Raw genomic sequence first — 19,447 nt, 5'->3', positions numbered from 1 at the left:
GCCTTCCCCGTCCTCGCGGAGGTCTCGGCGAGACCTCCCTACCGCTGCGGTTTTGGGACTCTTGCCAAACGCTCTCCCTTCGCTTCTCTCTGGAAAAAAGCGAAGGGGAAAAGCCTCAATCACGACCGAAGAGGATGGCCTGCATGTGCTGGGAAATATTCGGGTTCTCGAAGATTTCCCCCACCATGCGGGTGTAGACAGCGGTGAAGGTGGCGTTCTTCCTCAGATCGCCAAAGACAGCTTCGACCTTGAGAAAAGCAACCGGGTCCTGAGGCGTGCGGGCGGCCGCCTCGTGGAGCTCGTTCTTCAAACCATCACTGATCTCGAGGGCCTTGCCGTGACGGTCCTGTCCCTTGGCGGAGTAGTAGCACCAGGCTGCGAGGACGAGGGTGGCGTATTCGATGCTCCCGCCCGTCGCGAGATTTTCGCGAATGGTGGGGATGAGGAACTTGGGCAATTTAGCAGAACTCTCCAGACAAATGCGGGAGAGCTTGTCCTTGATGTTGGGATTGCTGAAGCGCTCCAGTAAGGAGTCCTTGTAAGCGTCCAAATCGATGCCTGCCACAGTATCGAGCACGGGGGTGGCCTCAGAATCCATGAAACGCCGGAGATAGGCCTCGAAGAGGGGGTCACCGACAGCACCGTCGATGGTGTGGTGGCCGTGCAGCGAGCCCAAAATGCCCAGCACGGAATGGCCGGCATTGAGGAGGCGGATCTTCATTTTTTCATAGGGGGTGACGTCGGGCACGAACTGGGTGCCGACCTCCTGCCAATCGGGCCGACCACAGCAGAAGTCATCCTCGATGACCCATTGGGTGAAGGGCTCACAGGTGACCGGCCACTCGTCCTTCACGCCCACTTCATCCTCGAGGTATTCGATATCCTCGGGGGTGGTCACGGGGGTGATGCGATCGACCATGGCGTTGGGGAAGGACACTTCCTTCTCCATCCAGGCCGCGAGGTCGGGGTCCTGCCGACCGGCGAAGGCGAGGACCATCTCGCGGGTGACGGCCCCATTGTGCTGGATGTTATCACAGGATTGCACGGTGAAGGGAGCGAGCCCGACGGCCCGGCGGCGGCGCAGGGCCTCGGTGAGGTAGCCGAAGACGGTGCGGGGCGCGGTGGGGTGGGAGAGGTCGTGGATGACGTCGCGATTGCCGAAATTGAACTCGCCGGTGGCGGAGTCGAAGTTGTAGCCCCCCTCGGTGATGGTGAGGGAGACGATGCGGGTCTCCTCACTGGCCATGCGCTCGATGACCGCGCCGGGATCGTCACACCCCAGCATGAAGTCGACGAGGGAGCCAATCACGCGGTTCTCGATTTTCCCATCGGGATGGCGCACGATGAGGGTGTAGAGGAAGTCCTGCCGGCGGAGAACGTCGGCAATCTTGCGGTCGCCATCGCGCAAGCCCACCCCGCAGATTCCCCAGGCGAGATTGCCCGGGCGAGCGAGCAATTCGTCGGTGTAAACGGCCTGATGGGAGCGGTGGAAGCCGCCCACGCCGATATGCATGATGCCGGCGCGCACTTGGCTGCGGTCATAGCTGGGCACGCGCAGGTCGACGGGCAGCTGGGAGAGGTTTTTCTGATTGAGACGGTAGGGAGGGTTCATGCGGTTTTAGGAGCGGGTTGAGGGTTGGCGTTCAGGGCTTTTTTGCGACGCAAGGCCCAATAGGCGGTCACAAAGTAGATGACGGTGCAGGCAAAGGCGATGGCATAGAAGCGGTCGCGGTGCTCTTCGTAGGCTGCCAGGTCGTCACTGCCAAACAGGGTGACAAAGGCGAGGATGCTGATCACGCCCAGGGAGAGCCAGGCCACGGTCTGTAAAATACGGGTCTGCGGGGTGGGATCCACGACGACGGCGGGGGCCTCCTCGGCCTGCCGGGCCTGGTAGTCGGCGATCGCCTTTTCCTGCTCCTCCAGGGCCGCCTGCTCCTCAGGATAGGCTTGGTCGGCGCCGTATTTTTTGGCCAACAAAGTGTAGCTGATGGCGGTCACGAACCAGGTGGGGATGAAGAGGTAGTAGAAGGACATCACCTGCAGGGCATTGAGCCCGAAGCCAAAGGCCAGCCCGATGGCCCAGGAGGCGATGGCGGGCGTGCTGTGATGGAGATTGCGAAACTTTGCCCAATAACGGGTGAAGCCGAGGCGGGGGAAAATCATGTGTTCGGTAAAGACGATGGCGCCCACCGGCACCACCAGCAATCCCGCGTAGGTGAGCAGAGGCAGCATCTTGGAAAAGACGAAGGGGAAACAGGCCACCACCACGGTCACCATACCGACCGCGAGAGTGGTCTTGCGCCGGGAATACTGGGAAAAGATAGCCTGCGCGGCGAGACCGGCGCGATAGAGATTGGCATTGGCAGTGGTCCAACCCGCGACCACCACAATCACGAATCCCGACCAGCCCAGAGCCTGCAGGGCGACGTCACCGGGGTCGAGGGCGGCAATGGACTTGCCCAGGATGATGGCGGTTCCCGCCCCCATGATGCCGGCCGACATCCAGGCAATGAAGTGGCCGAAGAGCATGCCCGAGCTGGTGCAGAGACCGTAGATAGGCTTTTTCGCGAAGCGGAAGAGAGCCATGTCGATGAGCCCGATATGGGTGATGGTATTGGCCGCCCAAGCAAAGCCAATGACCTCGAGCAGCCCGATACCCGGCTCGCCATTGGCGGCAATCCCGGTCCAGATCGACTGGTCGCCGATTTTGATAAAGTCGCCAAAGCCCTGCAGCGTGGTGCGGCCGAGGACGCCCTCGGCGAGAGCGGGGAACATCACCAGCGCACCGGCGAGGAACATGGTGAAGAGCCACGGGCCACAGATGCCGGAGAAGTCGGAGACGGCATTGAAGCCATACATCGCCACCAGCACCACGATGGTGCCCACCGCCAGCACCACAAAGACGAAGCCGATATCATTGGGATACCAGTCGAGCTGGGCCGGGATATTGAAAAGGAAGCGCACTGCGGAACACGAGACCGTGATCATGGCGGCGGAAATGACGGTAAAGATGAGGACGTTGGCCCAGTTGTAGAGCTTGGTCATGGACTGGCCGGCAATCTTTTCCAGGTAAGTGTAGAGACTGAGCCGGGTCTGGGTCGCGATGGGCGCGGTGACCAGGGTCCAGCTCAGGATGGCCAGAATGTTGCCGATGAAGAGGCCGAGGATGATATCCATGGTCGTGGCTCCGAGGGCGACGAAGGTGGCACCGATGACAAATTCGGTGGCCGCGACGTGCTCGCCCGCGTAGAGACCGAGAAAGTGGCGCCAGCCGTGCAGCTTGTGCGGGGGCACCGGCAGTTGTTCTTCGCTGAGCTTGCTCAGCGCTTCCGCTTGGGAGGGTTCGTTCATAGGTTTATAGGGGTTGAGGTTGGGGTTTCTTGCGAGGGTTTAGGAAAAAGGACGCAGGCGGGCGGGCAGGGCCGGACAGGCTCCTTGCTGGGAACAGACATAGGCCGCCACCTGATTGGCAAATTGATTACATTCGGCCAGGGAACGGCCATGCAGCAGGCTCATGCACAGAGCCGCCGTGAAGGAGTCGCCCGCTCCCACCGAATCCACCGGAGTGGTGGGCACGGCGGCGGCGTGGTCTTCCTCCTCCGCGGTTTGCAGAATGCTGCCTTCCGCTCCCCGGGTGTAGGCCACCAATTGCAGGGCAAAGCGCTCGCGCAAGGCCTGCAACTGCCCGCCAAGATCGCCGGATAGCCCATAGTAGTCCGCCAGCACGGGCAGCTCCTCGTCACTGAGCTTGAGCACATTGGCCTGCTCCAGCAACGGCGTGATGATTTCCTGCGAGTAATGGGGCGCACGCAGATTGACGTCGAGGATCTTGAGGGCCTCCTCCGGCATGGCGGCCAGGACCTTCCCGGTGGTTTGGCGGCTGACCGGATGGCGTTGCGAGAGACTGCCGAAGCACACTGCAGCCAACTCGGACGCGAGAGCTTCGGCTGCTGGAGAAAAGGGAATCTCGTCCCAAGCCACCGCTTCCGCGATTTGATAACTGGGCTTGCCCCCTTCATCCAAAGCCACCCCCACCGTCCCGGTGGGCGCCTGGGGGTGCTCGGCGAGGGCCGCGAGGTCCAGACCGAGAGCGGCGAGTTCAGTGCGGGCCTCGCGTCCGAGTTCGTCTTCCCCCAGACAGCTGATCAGGGAGGCTGCGGCCCCGAGCTGCTGGCAATGACAGGCGAAATTGGTGGGCGCTCCGCCCAACCGTTTCCGATCGGGAAACAAGTCCCAGAGCGTCTCCCCCAGTCCGGCGATTTTGAATTGAGGTTTCATAAGTAGCAATCGCGGCTGGACCGACCATCGGCTCCCGCGAGGTCATCAACTATTCGCATTTTCTTTAAAATGAAAAGAAGAAAGCTCACAAAAAGATTGACCTATAATTGCAAATAACTGACATTTCGCCCGTGACTGACTCAAAGCCAAGATACTTGCAGATATACGATGAAATCTTGCTACGGATTCGTAATCAAGGCTATCTGCCGGGCGACTTCCTCCCCACGGAGACCGAGTTAGGGAAAGAATTCGGGGCTTCCCGTCCCACCGTGGCCAAGGCCCTCAATCTTCTTGGTAAGGAAAAGCTGGTGCGCCGCAAAGCCGGATTCGGCACCCAGGTGCTGGCTCCCAGCCAATCCAAGCTCCTCACCGGCCTCCTCGTGCCCCAGATCCTCGAGACCGAGATCTTTGAGCCCATCTGCGCCAGCATCGCCAATACCGCCGGGCAGGCTGGCATGCGGGTCATCCACCCCTCGCAGCTGAACTTCGCCGGCGACCTCAAGAGCGTCACCGCCTCCCTGGCGGAAACCTTCATCGCGGAAAAGGTCAAGGGCGTCTTCTTCGCTCCCGCCGAGCACATACCCGACCAACAGGCCTTCAATCTCCGCCTCATCGAGCGCTTCAGCGAGCTGGGGATTCGCGTCGTTCTCCTCGACCGCGACATCTATCCCTGGCCCCGGCAATCCCCCTGCGATCTCGTCGGTATCGACAACATTGAAGCCGGATACGTGGTCGCCAGCCACCTCATCGCGTCCGGCTGTCGCAAGCTGGCCTTCGTCTCCCGCCCCAATCCTGCCGCCACCGTGCAGCTGCGCCGCATCGGCTGTCGCGAAGCCCTCGTGCAGAACGGGCTCCGGGCCCGCAGCCTGCTCACCGTCGACTTTCACAAAGAAGCCCCCGAAGAAGCGGTGGCCGAGCTACTGGCGGAAGACATCGACGGCATCATCTGCGCCAATGACGCCACCGCCGCCCCCCTTCTCCGCAGCCTCCTCGACGCGGGAGCGGACATTCCGGGAACGCACAAGGTCTGCGGCTTCGACGATGTCAAATACGCGTCTTTGCTCAGCGTCCCCCTCACCACCTTCCAACAGCCCTGCGAAAACATCGGACGCGTCGCCGCCGAGGTGATGCAATACCGGCTGAAGAATCCCGATGCCCCCTTCCAGCGCATCACTCTGCAGGGCAAGCTCATCATCCGAGGGTCTTCCCGAAAGCCGTGACGGGGGTTCAGCGGAGGGGATCGCTCTGACTGAAGAGGAGACTAGCCACGAAGAAGGCGAAGGCGGCATTGGTTTCTAGAATCTCCTCGACCACCATCAGGTCCCGTTGCTCAAAGCCAGAAGCGATAACAAACAAAGCAGACCCCAAGAGGAGAAGTCGGGTGAAGAGGAGACGATGGCTGGCAAGGAGGGCTGGAATGCGATCGCGATAACGACGGAGAAAAACAAAGCCAAAAGCCAGCGCCGCCAGCCCGACCAGAGTGTCTTTCAGCAAATTGGAACCCAGCTGCTTGAGGGGAAAGGGGACGTTGTGATCAGCCACATCCACTTCGCGGAGAAAGAAGGCGAGATAGGCCACGGCCAGCGCTCTCGCTCCGAAGCGGGCAAAGCCCTCCCGATGAAAGGAGGCGGAAAAGAAGACGAAAGCTCCCGCCAGGAAAGAAAAGAAAGAGATGTCCTCCACGAAACTCCCCTCCTCACAAAGAGCCGTATTGTCGAATCGAATGAGATCCGAGAGGATGGAGAAATTGACGACAAGGGCGATGAAAACGTGGGAGACAAGAAAGCGCGTGGTCGGACTCATTGAGGGAGAGAAGGAAAAAGCCCCCTCAAACGGGGGCGGGGTCCCCTTCCTTGCCGACTGGCTCCACTTGAAGCAAGCCTAATAAGAAGCTCCCGGGCCTCGGTTTAACAGGGTGAGAGCGGCAGTCGGCGCCAGGAAGTTCCCTCTTCCCGCTCAACCTCTCCCTGTGCTAAGCTCCAGAGATGAAATTTGATAGGATCACGACTTGGGATCGCCGCCATTTTCTGACGGGCTTGGGAATGGGGGCCAGCGCTTTTCTCACTCCCGGGGCCTTTGCGGAGGCTTTGCAGGCCACTCCCCGCCAGACCGAGGGGCCTTTTTATCCCGATCAGTTACCGCTCGATACCGACAACGACCTCCTCATCATCAACGATGGCATCACGCCGGCGGTGGGCGAGGTGACTCATCTCTCGGGCACGGTGCGCGACCTTCAGGGTCAACCGCTGCGCAATGCTCTGGTCGAGATCTGGCAAGTGGATGGCAAAGGGGTCTATCTCCACACTGCGGCCGACAAGGAAGGACAGGATAAGAACTTCCAGGGCTACGGGCGCTTTTCGACAGACTCCAAGGGCCGCTACTATTTCCGCACCATCAAGCCGGTGCCCTACCCGGGGCGCACCCCGCACATCCATGCCGCAGTGAGCGTAAAGGGTCGCCGCGTGCTGACCACGCAACTCTATGTGAAAGGAGAGCCCCAGAACGCTCGCGATGGCATCTACCGCCGCATGAGCGAGGCCGAGCGCAAGCTGGTGACTGGTGATTTCCAAGCTCTTCCTCAAAAAGAAACCGGTGAACTCGCGGTGAAATGGGACCTCGTGATCGGCTTGACCACGCCGGACAAGTAAACTGTTGCACATTTTTCTTCCTTCCCGAAAAGGGCGCACCTTGAGAGGATTGGAGATATTCGTCTTCGATTTCTGTCCAATCTTCGTTCGGGAGGTAGTTGATAGAGGAAGACTTTTTCCGCAATCTCATGACATCCTCCTTCATATTTCCGTTCTCAGTTCTGACCTTCGCAACCTTGGCGCAAGGAGCTCCCGACCCACAAATTCAATCGCCCGACGGCCGCCTCTCGCTCTCTTGGGCACTGCATGAGGGAGTGCTGAGCTATGAGGTCAACCGGGATGGCAAAGCCTTGATCAAACCCAGTGCGACCGGACTCCGCTGGAGCCAGGAGACGACCCGGTGGACTGGGCTGGCGGCGGAAATCAGCAGTGGCCAGGAGCGCTGGCAGCCCGTATGGGGTAAACAAGCCGAAGTGCTCAATCACTACCAGCAGGCGGTGGTCACCCTGGAGGCGGAAGACCCGGCCTCCCCGGGACTCGCGGTGGTCTTTCGGGTCACTGACGAGGGATTCGCCTTCCGTTATCAAATCTCGCCCGGCGAGCATGCTTCTCCTCTGGAGGTGCGCGAAGATTTGTCGGAATTCAACTTTGCGCAAGATGGCACAGCCTGGTCCTACAATGGGGAGCGCGCCAACAAGGGACCGGAAACACTCTCCAGTATCACAGAGACGCGCCGCCTACCACTGACGGTTCGCTTTGAAGACGGAGCCCACGCCTCCCTCTCGGAAGCCGCTATCGATGATTTCAGCTGGATCGATCTCAAGCCAATCGGGGCTGACCTCGGCTTCCAGGCCGCTCTGGAGAGTTCCCGCATCGAGCTCCCCTTCGCCACCCCATGGCGCGCGGTGGTAGTGGGAGACGAACCGGGCGATCTCGTGGACGCCCATTTGTTGGAGAACCTCAACCCACCCTGCGCCATCGAGAACCCCGAATGGATTCAGCCAGGCCTCACCTTCTGGGATTGGCGGACCTGGGGCTACGAGGCTCCGGACGGCTTCGAATATGGTCTCGACATGGCTTCCTGGCGACGCTTCATCGACTTCGCGAGCGAGCACGAGGTGCCCTACCTCCTTCTCGATGCCAACTGGTATGGCCCGGAGTTTGATCCGACCATGAATCCCACGGTGAGCCGCGACCACATGCTGGAGCAGCTCCCCGATGGCAAGATTGTCCGCAAGGCCGCTCCTGCTGACTGGGAGGACCCCATTGACGTGCCCGCCCTCATCACCTACGCCAAAGAAAAAGGAGTAGGCATCTTCCTCTATATCAACGACAAAGCACGCATTAACTTCGACTTCGAAGAAACCCTGGCCACTTATCAGAAATGGGGCGCGGTGGGCATCAAGTATGGCTTCATGGGAGCCCGCAACCGCCAACAAAAGGTCAACAAAACCAATGAGATCATTCGCCTGTGTGCGAAATATAAATTGATGTGTAATTTCCACGACGGCCCGGTGGCCCCAAGTGGCGACTACCGGACCTGGCCCAACTGCACCACGCGGGAATACTGCCATGCGCAAGCAGATGCCAAGCGATCCTTCCAGCCGACCACCTTCAACACCTCAGTCTTCGTCAACATGATCGGTGGCCCCATCGACATGAACAACGGGATGTTCTCTCTGGAAGGGGTGGAGGTGAACCGCCCACGCGTCTTTGAGGCCATCCCCTCCACCATCGTGGCTGAGTGTGCCCGCACGCTGCTGACCTTCAGCGGACAAGCCATCGTCCTGGACGCACCCGAGTCCTTTGGCGCTCATCCAGAACTCTTCGACTTCATGGCTGCCCAGAAGCAGCCTTGGCAAGAGAGCAAGACCCTTGCCGGTCAGATTGGAGAATACCTGATGATGCGGCGCACGGCGGCCGACGGCACCATCCTGCTGGGCGCGACCACCAATGAGGAGGCTCGCGAACTCCCCGTGGCCTTGGACTTCTTGGGTAACCAGCAGATGAAGGCCACCATCATGCAAGATGCGGCGACCACCTCGTATCAGGAAAATCGCGAACAATATAAGGTCGAAACCCGCACCGTCTCAGGAAAAGACACCCTCACCTTGCGCCTCGCTCCCGGTGGTGGAGCCTGTGTGAAACTGGAGCCCATCGAGCCCCCCACCGCCACCGCCCAACAATAAGCGAAACGGTCCGACCGAAAGGCACGCCCTACCACCCGCGAGGGTGGCGGGCGAGAAAGCCCCGGCTATTGCGGGGCTTGGCCTTCCACCGCGGCCCGGTGCGATCAGTCGAGCCCCCGGTATCCAGGCGCAGGCCACCAATGGTCATGTAAACGTGGCCCTCGCGCACCCAAACCGTGATCCAATCGCCCTCGCCACGGTTTCCGTAATTAAAAAATCCGGAAGAAGGCATCTGACCCTGGAGGAGACCGGCTTCGCGCAAGACATAACTCACCGCCCCCGAGCAATCGTAGCCCCAGTCATCGAGTCGGGCATGCCCCCCGCCCCACTTGTAGGGCTTGTTTTGCAAACGATTGCCCGCCGCCACCGCCCGCTGCACCACCGCAGGGGCCCCGGGAGGAGCAATAGCCCGGCCATTGACCAGCCGCACCTCACCCCGTGCCGGGAAGAAGGGGACCCGATAGCTGGGGTAGCTTGCATAGGAGCTCACCGGCGAACGTTCCTGAAAGCGATACGGTGGCGCCGCTTTGGCGAGAGACACCCGGCTCCCCTCCCATTGGGAACTCACCTGGCAGGCAGGCAACAAGAAGAACGGAGCCAGCAGGCAAAGGCCTCTGAAGGGGTAAAGGGCGCGCGATCTCATAGCGGAAGCTTCTAGCCGCGCAAGCATGACAGAAAAATCCATTTTCCACGAAAGAAAAATTTAAACCAAACCTGATATTCTGCGTTTTTTGCTATTTTTCCCTCTTGGCAGGGTGGGAGGAGCTTCTTAGAACCTTGGCAAGATGACAGCACCCAAGGATGAGGGGTCGGGACCACGGAAGCGCATTTCCCTCTGGCCTCACTTGGCTACCTGGAGCAGGGACTTCGCGAGGGCCGACTCGCAGGTGGGTCGTCTACTCCATCAGGCCGCCGGCCTGGTCACCCTGCTTATGCTGGGCAATCTGCTCCCCTTCCTCACCCCGTTTTTCCTCCCTCCCTTTCCGACCCAATACCCGGGCACCGCGAATCTCTTCGCCCTCTTCCCCAGCGCGGCATGGACCTACCTTCTGTTCATCACGGCCGCCGTGGCAGGGATTTCGCTCCTTCGCGGCAAAGCCACCCGCTGGAGCGCAGGCTATCTCCTCCTTTTCATCTCGGGGGTCATTTGCACCGCCCGCCCACTGACGAGCTCGGCAGCCAGTGTTTATGCTCTCCTCATGATCTATCTCCTCCTTTTGCCACAAGGGCAAGGAGGCCGGAGCCTGACCATCTTCGCTCTACGGCTGCAGGTTTGTCTCATCTATCTGGCGGGCTCGCTCTTTAAGCTCAGTGACCCGGCATGGGTGGCAGGCTACCCTCTGGGCGGAAGCCTGGCAGGAATGACCTGGGCCAGCGATGGGGGCTTCTGGCTCAGCCAACATCTCCCGGTAAGTTTGCTCAACCTTCTTGGGCAAACGGTGGTAGGGCTGGAATTCGCGGCCCCGCTGGCTTTGCTCGGCGGCTTTCAATTTACCCTCGTGCGCCGGGTGGCCGTGCTCTCCCTCACCGCCCTCCACTTGGGCATGGCCCTGACGATGACACTGGGATTCTTCCCTTGGGTCATGATCGCTGCTCTGACCATCTTTTGGGACGAAGAGATGGTGACCTCCATCTCGCAGCTCGGACGCTGCACCGGTCGTTTCTGCTCCCACCGGGGGCGGGAGATGCTAGCCGGAGCAGTGCTTCTACTCACTCTCTACGCCGTTACGGTACAGACTTTGCTTCCGCGTCTGGGCATCGAGCCCCCCTGGGCCGACAAGTCCCTCAGCTTTCTCAGCCGCCACCTCCGCTTCGATCAACATTGGGGCATGTTCACCCATAGCTCCTTCGAACACAGCGCCAATCGAAGCAACCCGGAGAAGACTTACCAAGCCCTCCGGCTCTTGGTGCGCACCAGCGAAGGAAAGCTCTGGGATCCCTTCACCGGACGGCCCTCCAGTCTACGGCTCGCTTTTGAAGAAGGAGGTCATCATCATCACCCTTCCCGCAAAGCCCTCACCTACTGGCACAAGTCGCAGGGCAGCTGGCAAGAGCGGGGACTGCGGGCCATGGCCCAGTGGGCGGTCGATCAGGCCCTCCAAGCCGGGCGGAATCCCCGGACAGTCGAGATTTACCGCTATTCCATCCCGGTCGACTTTTCCCACTCGCTCAATCACGATAACCACAAGCACCCCGTCCGAAGCCGAATCTGGTACCGTATTTTCTGGCAAGAGGGCGGCCTTCAGAAGGGGGAAATCTACGATCCCCGCAGCGTGCGCTCTTCCCCCCTCCCAACAAGAGGGAGCCCCTCATCGTAATTGTAAATTACCGCCTTGATAGATAGTTAGATTCACCTCCCATCTTTGCGAGGTAATTCCTTTCACATCCTCAAGCCATCAATATCCGCAAAGGAAATCTATCTATAATCCTGAGAAACATTTAGACTAAGAGCCTTACAGTTTTAGTCGCAATTACTTCCGAAATATCTACCTTTATTCTTGTTAAAAGCTATACAATCTGACCAACCTTCCTTCGTGAAGGTTGCTTCAACTCTTTTCACTCGGGGCCCTTCATTCTTGGGTCTGGCGAGCCTCGCCCCCTTGATTTCTCCTCTCCTGCTGGCAGGAACCCAGCTCTCGCTAGGGCCGAGTTCCGGGACTTCGGGGGAAACGCTAGCGATTCCCATCTTGCTAGATAGTGACAATCGACTGGGTGGTCTACAGATAGAGATATCATTCGATTCCTCGCTTGCAGAAATTGGCATCCCGCAAGAGGAAGAAAGCATTCATCGCTTTCGCGCCGTGGGTGCCGCCATCTCGGACACTCACTATCGTTTGCTCATCCTCGGAGAAGAAGGCGATCTGCTCCCCAATGGGCGTTTGCTGACCCTACCCGTCACCCTGAAGGCCGACGTCCCGAAAGGCTCCCGGGCCTTGGCGATGTCGGGCGTCATCGTCTCAGACGATTATGGACTGGAGAAATCCTTCAGGGTCGCTCCCTACATTGAACTCTCCCTACCCAATACCGGCGAACCGGTGGACCCCGGGAATCCTCTCGCCATCGGAGCTCTTGCCGATTTCGCGGCGGATGGCATCACGCACGTCGACATTCTTGCCAATGGTCAGATTATTGGCTCCTTGGGCTCGTCGGAGGAGGATGTCACGTGGGCCCCCCTCGAGCCCGGGCCAGCCCTGGTGCGCGCAGTGGCCACCACCAGCACTGGAGAAATCATCAACTCCAGCAAGGTCGAGGTCACCGTCGCCGGCGACCCACTCGCCAACTACCCAGCTTGGGTCGCTTATCACTTCCCCACCCTTTCTGAAGAAACTCCCTCCCTGCAACCCGAAGGAGATCACGATGGCGACGGCCGCAGCAATCTTTGGGAATATGCCGAAGGGACCAATCCCAAGGTGTGGGATCAGGCCCCTCTCCCGAGCACTCCCTTCTTCTTGCAAGAGGGAAACCAGAAATACTTTGCGGTGAGAATGCGCCGCCGCATCGAAGTCGAAGACCTCAACGTGCGCGCTCTCTCCACCACCGATCTCTCCCAACCAGGCGAGGAATCGGCCGTGACCGATCTGGAAGAAGCAGGCTCTTTCGAAGTGGTCACCTTTCATGCCGTCAACTCGGTATCCAATGAACCCAAAGGGTTTATGCGCATAGAAATCTCGCAACCCGAAAGCCCGACCCCTTAAGCATCGACCCAAGGGTGCCAGCCACCTTCCTCCTTGTCCTTTTGTCCGCCTTTCCTTTTCGCATTCTACCGAAGCCTGCCTACCCATGTCTTTTCCAATCGCACCCCGACGGTCGCTCCCTTTCCTCCTCTTCATGCTGCTCTCCGCAGTCTGTTGGAATATGGTGAGCGCCCTGCCGTCCGCTAAAGGTGACCTCGATGAAGATGGCCGCCTCACCATTCGCGATGTCGTCCGAGTGGTTAACCACATCCAAATGCGCGAGTTCCTGCACCCTACTTCGCAGGCTTTCGCAGATATTGATTCCGACGGCGACATCGACGGGGATGACGTCGACCGCCTCATTGAAGCCGTGCTCGAACAACGGGACATCTCGGAGCTTCCCCTCGCCCGACCACTGGAAACCAGTCCGCGACATGGCGAGAATAACGTGGCGCTAACCCGCGAATCGGTGGTTCGCTTTTCTCTCCCCCTCGCCGAGGGCACCGTCTTGGACAACACCAATTTCTACGCTACCTTCGGCGGCCAAAAGCTGCTCACCCGCATCGAGCTTTCCAGCGACCGCCTCAAAGCCACCCTCTTCTACTTGGAAAATCTCCCCAGCAGTGCCCGGGTGCGGGTAACCTTTGACGGGGCAGGTATCAGCGACTCACAAGGCCGCCCACTCGACATGGATCGCGATGGTTCCGCCGGTGGCAAGCTCGTCTTTGACTTCGACACCACCACTATCACCCCCGTAGCCCAGACCGCCGTGATTGGAACGGTCTACGAGGCCAAGCGGAGCCCCCAAGGAGACAACCTCCCCCTCTCGGGAGTGATTATCGAAGTCGTGGGAGATGAAGAGCGCACCCGCACCACCACTGCCGCCGATGGCTCCTTCACCCTCACCCCGGTGCCTGCGGGCGAATTTTTCGTTAATATTGATGGGCGCCCGGTCACCGGCGAATTTCCCGAGGGTGGCTACTACCCTTTCATTGGAAAGGTGTGGCAAGCCCAGGCGGGCAAGCTCGACAACCTCGCGGCGGGCACGGGAGAAATTTTTCTCCCCTACATTTGTCCCGGCAGTCTGCAACCTGTCAGTCCATCCGACGATACCGAGGTCACCTTCCCTGGTGACGTTCTCGAGGAATCACCCGAGCTGGCAGGCACTCGCATCGACGTCCCCGCCAACTCTCTTTTCAACAATGACGGCACCCGCGGAGGACGCGTCGGTATCGCCCCGGTCCCGCCAGACCGACTGCCCGAACCTCTTCCCGAAGGTCTCGATCTCCCGCTCGTGATCACCATTCAGACGGATGGAGCGACCAACTTCGACCGTCCCGTTCCGGTGCGACTTCCCAATACCCCCGACCCCATCACCGGACAACGGCTGGCCCCGGGCGAGGAGTCCGCCCTCTGGAGCTTCAACCACGATACGGGAGACTGGGAAATTGCCGGTCCCATGCACGTCACCGAAGACGGTCTGTGGGTCGTGACCGATCTCGGCGTGGGTGTGCGCCAACCCGGTTGGCATGGTCAAGGCCCCGGCACTGGTGGGGGGGGAGGTGATCCCAATGGAGGCCCCGACGGCAACCCCAATGGCGGCCCGGATGGCAACCCCGATCCAGATCCCGATCCCGATCCAGACCCCGATCCTGATCCTGATCCTGATCCTGATCCTGATCCTGACCCCGATCCTGATCCTGATCCAGACCCGGATCCAGACCCCGATCCCGATCCAGACCCTGATCCAGACCCTGATCCAGACCCTGATCCAGACCCTGATCCTGATCCAGACCCCGATCCTGATCCTGATTGTGAAGAGGGTGAGTTCAGCACCGTTTCAGGCTCGCTCAAACTCCCTAACATCAAGCCTCTCGTGCGCAAGATCGAGAACACGGTAAACCGCATTCCACGGTTGAACCTGAAACTTGAGGAGACCGTCGGTTCCTTAAGCAGCGGCATCCGGGATTGCTGTCAAGGTAGCGAACTTCTCACTGGGGGCGAATTCTTCACAGAAGGGCAATACGCGATCTCAGGCCAGGCGAAGGCGAAACTCTGGGGCCCTCCCACCATTCGCCACGTGGCGGACTTCAAGGTCCTAAAGGCGGCGCTCGTTTTGGATGCCGGCATCAATGTGGATCTTCCCGATGTGCGCTTTCACGCTAGCGGCGGAACCCGGGAAAATCGTTGCGAAGGCGTGGCTTGTAACTATGGACAAGTCGGAGTCAATTTCACCCTCATTCCAAATGTCACCATCAAGCTCAGCGCCTACGTCCGCATTTTTGGAAGCACCGTTGGTCTCAAAGACATTGAAGTGACCCCCCTATCCCTCCACATCCCCATCTCCGGCTCTATTGGGTGGAACTCCCGAACCTCTTGCTCGGGCTTTAATGGGAGCGTGACGATCGGGGGCATCATTTTCCGAGCTGCCATCAGCTACTGTGGCGTTCCTCTCGAGTTCACCCAGTTGGTCTGGAAAGGAGGAAAGGTCTTTTAGATGAGAGTTCTCCTCGCCAGCTTTCTTTTGGCAAGCCTGAGCCAACTGCCCTTGTTCGCGCAGGCCCCGGGGGAACCCGAGTTTTCCCAGCGATATCTGAGAGTCGCGATGCAAATCGATGAAGAGGCAGTCCCCTCTAACCTCCTTTTGGAATTGCCCCACGCGGATTGGCAACGGCCCTTTGCCCAGCTGAATCCTGATGACGGGACTGACGCCCAGCGCCTCTTTGCGGGGCTTGTCCAAGCGATGGCCGAAGGAGATACGGAAAGTCTCGTCGCCAGCCACAACCGCCAAGGGCCTGACGGCACACCAAGCAGGGAGCTAGCGGCACTCTTCATCCAAGGCTTCGCCGACTCTTGGGATAGCATGCAAGTCACCGGGCTTTATGATTTGGGCACCGAGGTCGATGTCGCCTGGGAAATCGAGGTCGAGGACACCCGCTTTCGTCGCATCACTCGCATTAGCAAGAAGCGGGCGGATTTACAAGCTGGACAATTTTGGCTGGAGGAGATGGAGCCCGTGCAACTCACCGCGCTCCAGAACGTGTTGGCGGAGGCGGAACAATTGCTTCTGGAAGAACGGAGCGAGCCTGTGCCTGCGGCTGAAGCCCTCGCGCTGGCTTATCGACGGGAAATCCCTCTGGTCGACGGCTTCTGGCGTTTCGACGGGCAAGCCGGTAGCTGGGATGCTTTTGCCAAGGATAAACCTGCGGACATCTTTGACCATCCGGCAGCAGAGGCCTTCTGGCGGGCCCAACAAGACCTCACCAGCGGCGAAGCCACTAGGTATGCCGCTCATTTCACGCCGCTTTCCGCGCAAAAGCTCATCGCTTGGGCCCGCTCTTTGCCCGCCGGGGGCTATGCCGACTACGTGCGGGACATGCAGGCCATGGGCTGCCATGTCGTCTTTCTCCTCAAAGCCGATCCCGTCTTCCTCGTCTTTTACGAAACTAGTGACGGCCAAGTCCGCACCCAAACCGTTTACCGGGAGCCGGAGAGCGGAGACTACAAGTTGGCCAGTTTTTACATGGAAGGCATTTTCGACAGTCTCCTCAAAGACGAGAACTTTTTCTTCGGCCCGGTCCTCCTGCCTCTTTTCCGGGGAGAGCTGGCTGGCCCAGCCCCCCTTCCGGCCACCGCAGAGGATGAAGAGCCGGACTCGGCCAATGCTCCGGCGCAGGCTGCTAGGGCTGGAGAAAGTGGGTTCATCGAGCCCCTGCCCGAGTCTGAAGAGGACCAGACAAAAGAGCAGGCCGACCCTTCGTCCCCTTCTCCCCTCGTCCCCGTGCTGATCGGCCTCCTCCTACTCGCCTTTCTGATCATCCTGAGCCTTCTCCTTAAGAAATCAAAACAATGAAACGGTTCCACCCCTCCCTCTGCAGCTTGGGCGACCCGCCGCGCCCGCTCTTTCCGGCACTTCTCCTCGGGCTGCTTCTTCCGACAGCGCCCTTCGCCGGCGCTCAAGATGAGGAACCCGTCCCCTCCGAGCCCTCACCGACCACCCCGGGCGGTCAATTCGAGGGAGGCGCGATTGAGAAGGGGCAAATCATCTCCAACTTCGTGGTGGACCGCGACGTCTTCGGCGGCGGTAATTTCTACTGGGCCATGGCTGAGCTGGAAAGCTCGGAAATCATCGCCCGGGGCAAAATGGACGTGGAAGGAATCGACAATATCATTCTGCGCCCCCGCACCGCCTACCGCATGTTGTCCTTCTACGAAGAAACCCTTTCGTTGGGAACCATCGACTTCACCACTCCCGGCGCGGGGCGGGCCTTCCAAATCCCCTGCATGGACTACGCCCTCCTCGAGAACGCCCCGGATAGCGATAATGATGGCCTACCCGATCCCTTGGAGGAAATCGCCGGCACCCATGTGAACAACCCCGATACTGATGGCGATGGTTTTTCCGACGGGGCCGAGGTGAGGCAAGGGCGCGATCCCCTTGATGGCTTTTTCGCGGCCACTGGCATTATCGCGAGCGGACCGACCCCCGCCCCCGCCGTGGACGTCTGCACCATCAATAACATTGCCATCGTACCCTGTGGCGAAGCCGGCGTCTCCGTCTTCAATGTGCGCCAAGGCGACGCCCCGACCCGGATTGCTCAAGTCAATACCCAGGGGAACGCCCTCGGGGTCGCTTGCTTCAGCAACTACATCGCGGTGGCCGATGGGCCGGGCGGCTTGGCGGTGATTGATATCTCCGACCCTCCCGCCTCCCGCGTGCTGCACCAGCTCAAGTTCAATTCCCCCGTCAATGCCGTCACCGCACGAGGCAACGTGGCCTTCGCAGGACTGAACAATGGCACCATCGTGATGGTCGACATGGTCACTGGCCTGGAGATCGCCCGGAACACCCAGGTGCGCTCCCGCATCCAGGACCTTGGGCAACGGGGAGGCTACCTCTATGCTCTCGTCACCGGACGTCTCTACACCTTCGAGACCTTTGGCGATCAACTCACCCTGCTGGGCGACGACAACTCCCCGGGCTCCCTGGGGGCCGGTCAAATCCGACAACGACTCGTCATTGGCGACGATTTTCTCTTCGCCCTCCACACCTCTGGCTTCAATGTCTTCGACCTCGCGAATCTGGCCGATCCCTCCCTCTCGGAACAAAACTCCACCGCCGCCCAAGGCTGGAAACAAATCGTCCCCACCGGCAGCGCCCTCGGAGTGAGCACCTTGAGCCCCAACAGCACGGCCGACGGAGCCCACGACGTCAGCCTCTATCGGCTCGACGGTGATTTTGGAGAAGACGACTTCATCACCACCTACCCCACTCCGGGCCGGGCCATTGCCGTCTCCCTCTACAACGGTCTCGCCTACATTGCCGATGGCTCCAGCGGGCTGCAGGTTATCAACTTTCTGGCCTTCGACACCGCCGGACAGGCCCCCACCATCGCCATTGAAGTGGAAGCCTCCGACGGCAAAGTGGAAGAAGGCAAGGTTTTCTCCGTGCGCACCCCAGCCACTGATGACGTGATGGTCCGCAGCGTGGAATACTTTATCGACGATGTCCCCGTAGCCTTAGATGGCAATTTTCCCTTCGAACTCGGCCTCATCAGCCCGGCCATCGAGGATGGGGACGACACCTTCGAGGTCTATGCCCTTGCCACCGATACGGGAGGAAACATTGCCCGCTCCGAGACGGTCAGCCTCCAGCTCGTCCCCGATGCCACCCCTCCCCGGGTGCGGGCCGTGAACCCTTCCGATGGCGACCTCATCGGTTCTCTGACCAGCTTGCTGGCAGTCTTCAGCGAGCCCATCAAGCCCGAGCTCCTCGCCCGCAATGTGAGCCTGCGGCGCTCCGGGCATGATGGCGTCTTCGGCACCTCGGATGACGAAACCGTGAGTATCTCCCGCGAGTATTACGACGACACCTCCACTCTTTTCCTCAAATTTCCCTCCGACGCCGTGCCCGGCATCTACCAATTCCGGATAGAGACCGGGCTCACCGATCTGGCTGGCAATCGCCTGAGCGAGCCCTTCGTTTCCACTTTCAAAATCTACGGCTTTGAAGATGGCGATGCCGATGGTGTGCCCGACGATCTGGAAGAAGCACTGGGGCTTGATCCGCAAAACCCCGACAGCGACGGCGACGGCATCCGCGACGGGATGGAAGACTTCGACAACGATGGATTACCCAACGTCGGGGAAGTGATTCTTTTCCAAAATCCCGCCGAGGCCGATAGCGATGGCGACGGCATCAAAGACGGGGACGAGGACACCGACTTCGACGGCCTGAACGACGGCGACGAAATCCGCAGCAATACCGACCCCACCAAAATCGACAGCGATGGCGATGGCATCTCCGATCCAGATGAATTGCGCGAGGGCAGCGATCCTTTGAATGCGGATTCCGCCCCCTTGATGATAGCCAGTTCACAAGTCGTCTCCTACCTCCATGGCGGCCTGCTGGGCGCGGAAGGCGAGGGTCTCAACCTCGCCGTCTCCTCCCAGGTCAGCAGCTTTCTGAATGCCGTGCCGGAGACTCTGGACGATGAGTTCGAGTTTGTCGTCGCCTCGCAAGCGGCCTCCTACCTCAATGCCAGTCCCGCCCCCCTTCCAAGCGAGCTGGATATCTCCCTGGTCTCCCCGACCGCCTCCTACCTCAACAGCACCCCTTCCCCCGCCCCCCAGCCGAACGGAGCTCATTCCTCCGTCATCTTTTACGAAAACCAGGCTCCCTGACATCCCTTCGAAAAAGAAAACTTCTAACAACGAA

The 19,447-nt window shown here is 59.9% G+C and carries 13 protein-coding genes; 8 read left to right on the top strand and 5 right to left on the bottom strand.

The genetic code is table 11. The features are described from left to right. Nucleotides 1-115: 115 nt before the first annotated feature. The 3 genes from JIN78_RS03960 to JIN78_RS03950 are packed head-to-tail and all read right to left on the bottom strand — an operon-like array spanning nucleotide 116 to nucleotide 4,278. The gene (locus tag JIN78_RS03960; RefSeq protein ID WP_200390640.1) at nucleotides 116-1,612 is read right to left on the bottom strand and encodes a mannitol dehydrogenase family protein; all 1,497 of its coding nucleotides are present in this window, start codon (nucleotides 1,610-1,612) and stop codon (nucleotides 116-118) included. After that, nucleotides 1,609-3,351 (bottom strand): purine-cytosine permease family protein, encoded by a 1,743-nt coding sequence (locus JIN78_RS03955; RefSeq protein WP_200390639.1) that lies wholly within the window; start codon nucleotides 3,349-3,351, stop codon nucleotides 1,609-1,611. Before JIN78_RS03955 ends, JIN78_RS03960 begins: the two co-directional genes overlap by 4 nt. Before the next feature lie 39 nt (nucleotides 3,352-3,390). After that, nucleotides 3,391-4,278, bottom strand: a complete 888-nt coding sequence (locus tag JIN78_RS03950) for a carbohydrate kinase family protein (protein ID WP_200390638.1) — start codon at nucleotides 4,276-4,278, stop codon at nucleotides 3,391-3,393. A 131-nt stretch (nucleotides 4,279-4,409) separates the two neighbouring features. On the opposite strand from JIN78_RS03950, the gene JIN78_RS03945 reads away from it, so the two are divergent. After that, nucleotides 4,410-5,498: a substrate-binding domain-containing protein gene (locus JIN78_RS03945; protein WP_200390637.1), complete on the top strand. Its 1,089-nt coding sequence runs from the start codon at nucleotides 4,410-4,412 to the stop codon at nucleotides 5,496-5,498. 7 nt (nucleotides 5,499-5,505) lie between these two features. Here JIN78_RS03945 and JIN78_RS03940 read toward each other — a convergent pair whose 3' ends face one another. After that, nucleotides 5,506-6,081 (bottom strand): hypothetical protein, encoded by a 576-nt coding sequence (locus JIN78_RS03940; protein WP_200390636.1) that lies wholly within the window; start codon nucleotides 6,079-6,081, stop codon nucleotides 5,506-5,508. Between the two features lie 182 nt (nucleotides 6,082-6,263). On the opposite strand from JIN78_RS03940, the gene JIN78_RS03935 reads away from it, so the two are divergent. Together JIN78_RS03935 and JIN78_RS03930 are read left to right on the top strand one after the other, a co-directional pair. Then, nucleotides 6,264-6,926, top strand: coding sequence for a dioxygenase family protein (locus tag JIN78_RS03935; RefSeq protein ID WP_200390635.1), 663 nt, complete (start codon nucleotides 6,264-6,266; stop codon nucleotides 6,924-6,926). A 128-nt stretch (nucleotides 6,927-7,054) separates the two neighbouring features. Then, nucleotides 7,055-9,055, top strand: coding sequence for a glycoside hydrolase family 97 protein (locus tag JIN78_RS03930; protein ID WP_200390634.1), 2,001 nt, complete (start codon nucleotides 7,055-7,057; stop codon nucleotides 9,053-9,055). Between the two features lie 28 nt (nucleotides 9,056-9,083). On the opposite strand, the gene JIN78_RS03925 is transcribed toward JIN78_RS03930, so the two are convergent. After that, nucleotides 9,084-9,545 (bottom strand): NlpC/P60 family protein, encoded by a 462-nt coding sequence (locus JIN78_RS03925; protein WP_200390633.1) that lies wholly within the window; start codon nucleotides 9,543-9,545, stop codon nucleotides 9,084-9,086. Nucleotides 9,546-9,840: 295 nt separating this feature from the next. Here JIN78_RS03925 and JIN78_RS03920 point away from each other — a divergent pair, with 295 nt between their 5' ends. From JIN78_RS03920 to JIN78_RS03900, 5 genes are all read left to right on the top strand, one after another. Beyond that, nucleotides 9,841-11,373, top strand: a complete 1,533-nt coding sequence (locus JIN78_RS03920) for an HTTM domain-containing protein (RefSeq protein ID WP_200390632.1) — start codon at nucleotides 9,841-9,843, stop codon at nucleotides 11,371-11,373. Nucleotides 11,374-11,655: 282 nt separating this feature from the next. After that, on the top strand, nucleotides 11,656-12,750 hold the full coding sequence (locus JIN78_RS03915; RefSeq protein WP_200390631.1) for a hypothetical protein: 1,095 nt from the start codon (nucleotides 11,656-11,658) through the stop codon (nucleotides 12,748-12,750). Between the two features lie 85 nt (nucleotides 12,751-12,835). Beyond that, entirely contained in the window at nucleotides 12,836-15,226 is a 2,391-nt protein-coding gene (locus tag JIN78_RS03910) for an Ig-like domain-containing domain (protein ID WP_200390630.1), read from the top strand. Beyond that, on the top strand, nucleotides 15,227-16,582 hold the full coding sequence (locus tag JIN78_RS03905) for a hypothetical protein (protein WP_200390629.1): 1,356 nt from the start codon (nucleotides 15,227-15,229) through the stop codon (nucleotides 16,580-16,582). It begins immediately after the preceding gene. Next, nucleotides 16,579-19,413: an Ig-like domain-containing protein gene (locus tag JIN78_RS03900; protein ID WP_200390628.1), complete on the top strand. Its 2,835-nt coding sequence runs from the start codon at nucleotides 16,579-16,581 to the stop codon at nucleotides 19,411-19,413. Before JIN78_RS03905 ends, JIN78_RS03900 begins: the two co-directional genes overlap by 4 nt. Nucleotides 19,414-19,447 lie beyond the last annotated feature (34 nt).

Origin of the sequence: Roseibacillus ishigakijimensis (genome assembly GCF_016595415.1) — a bacterium.
In the GTDB taxonomy this organism is placed as follows: Bacteria; Verrucomicrobiota; Verrucomicrobiia; order Verrucomicrobiales; family Akkermansiaceae; genus Roseibacillus; species Roseibacillus ishigakijimensis.
This window is presented reverse-complemented; position numbering and strand designations above follow the sequence as displayed.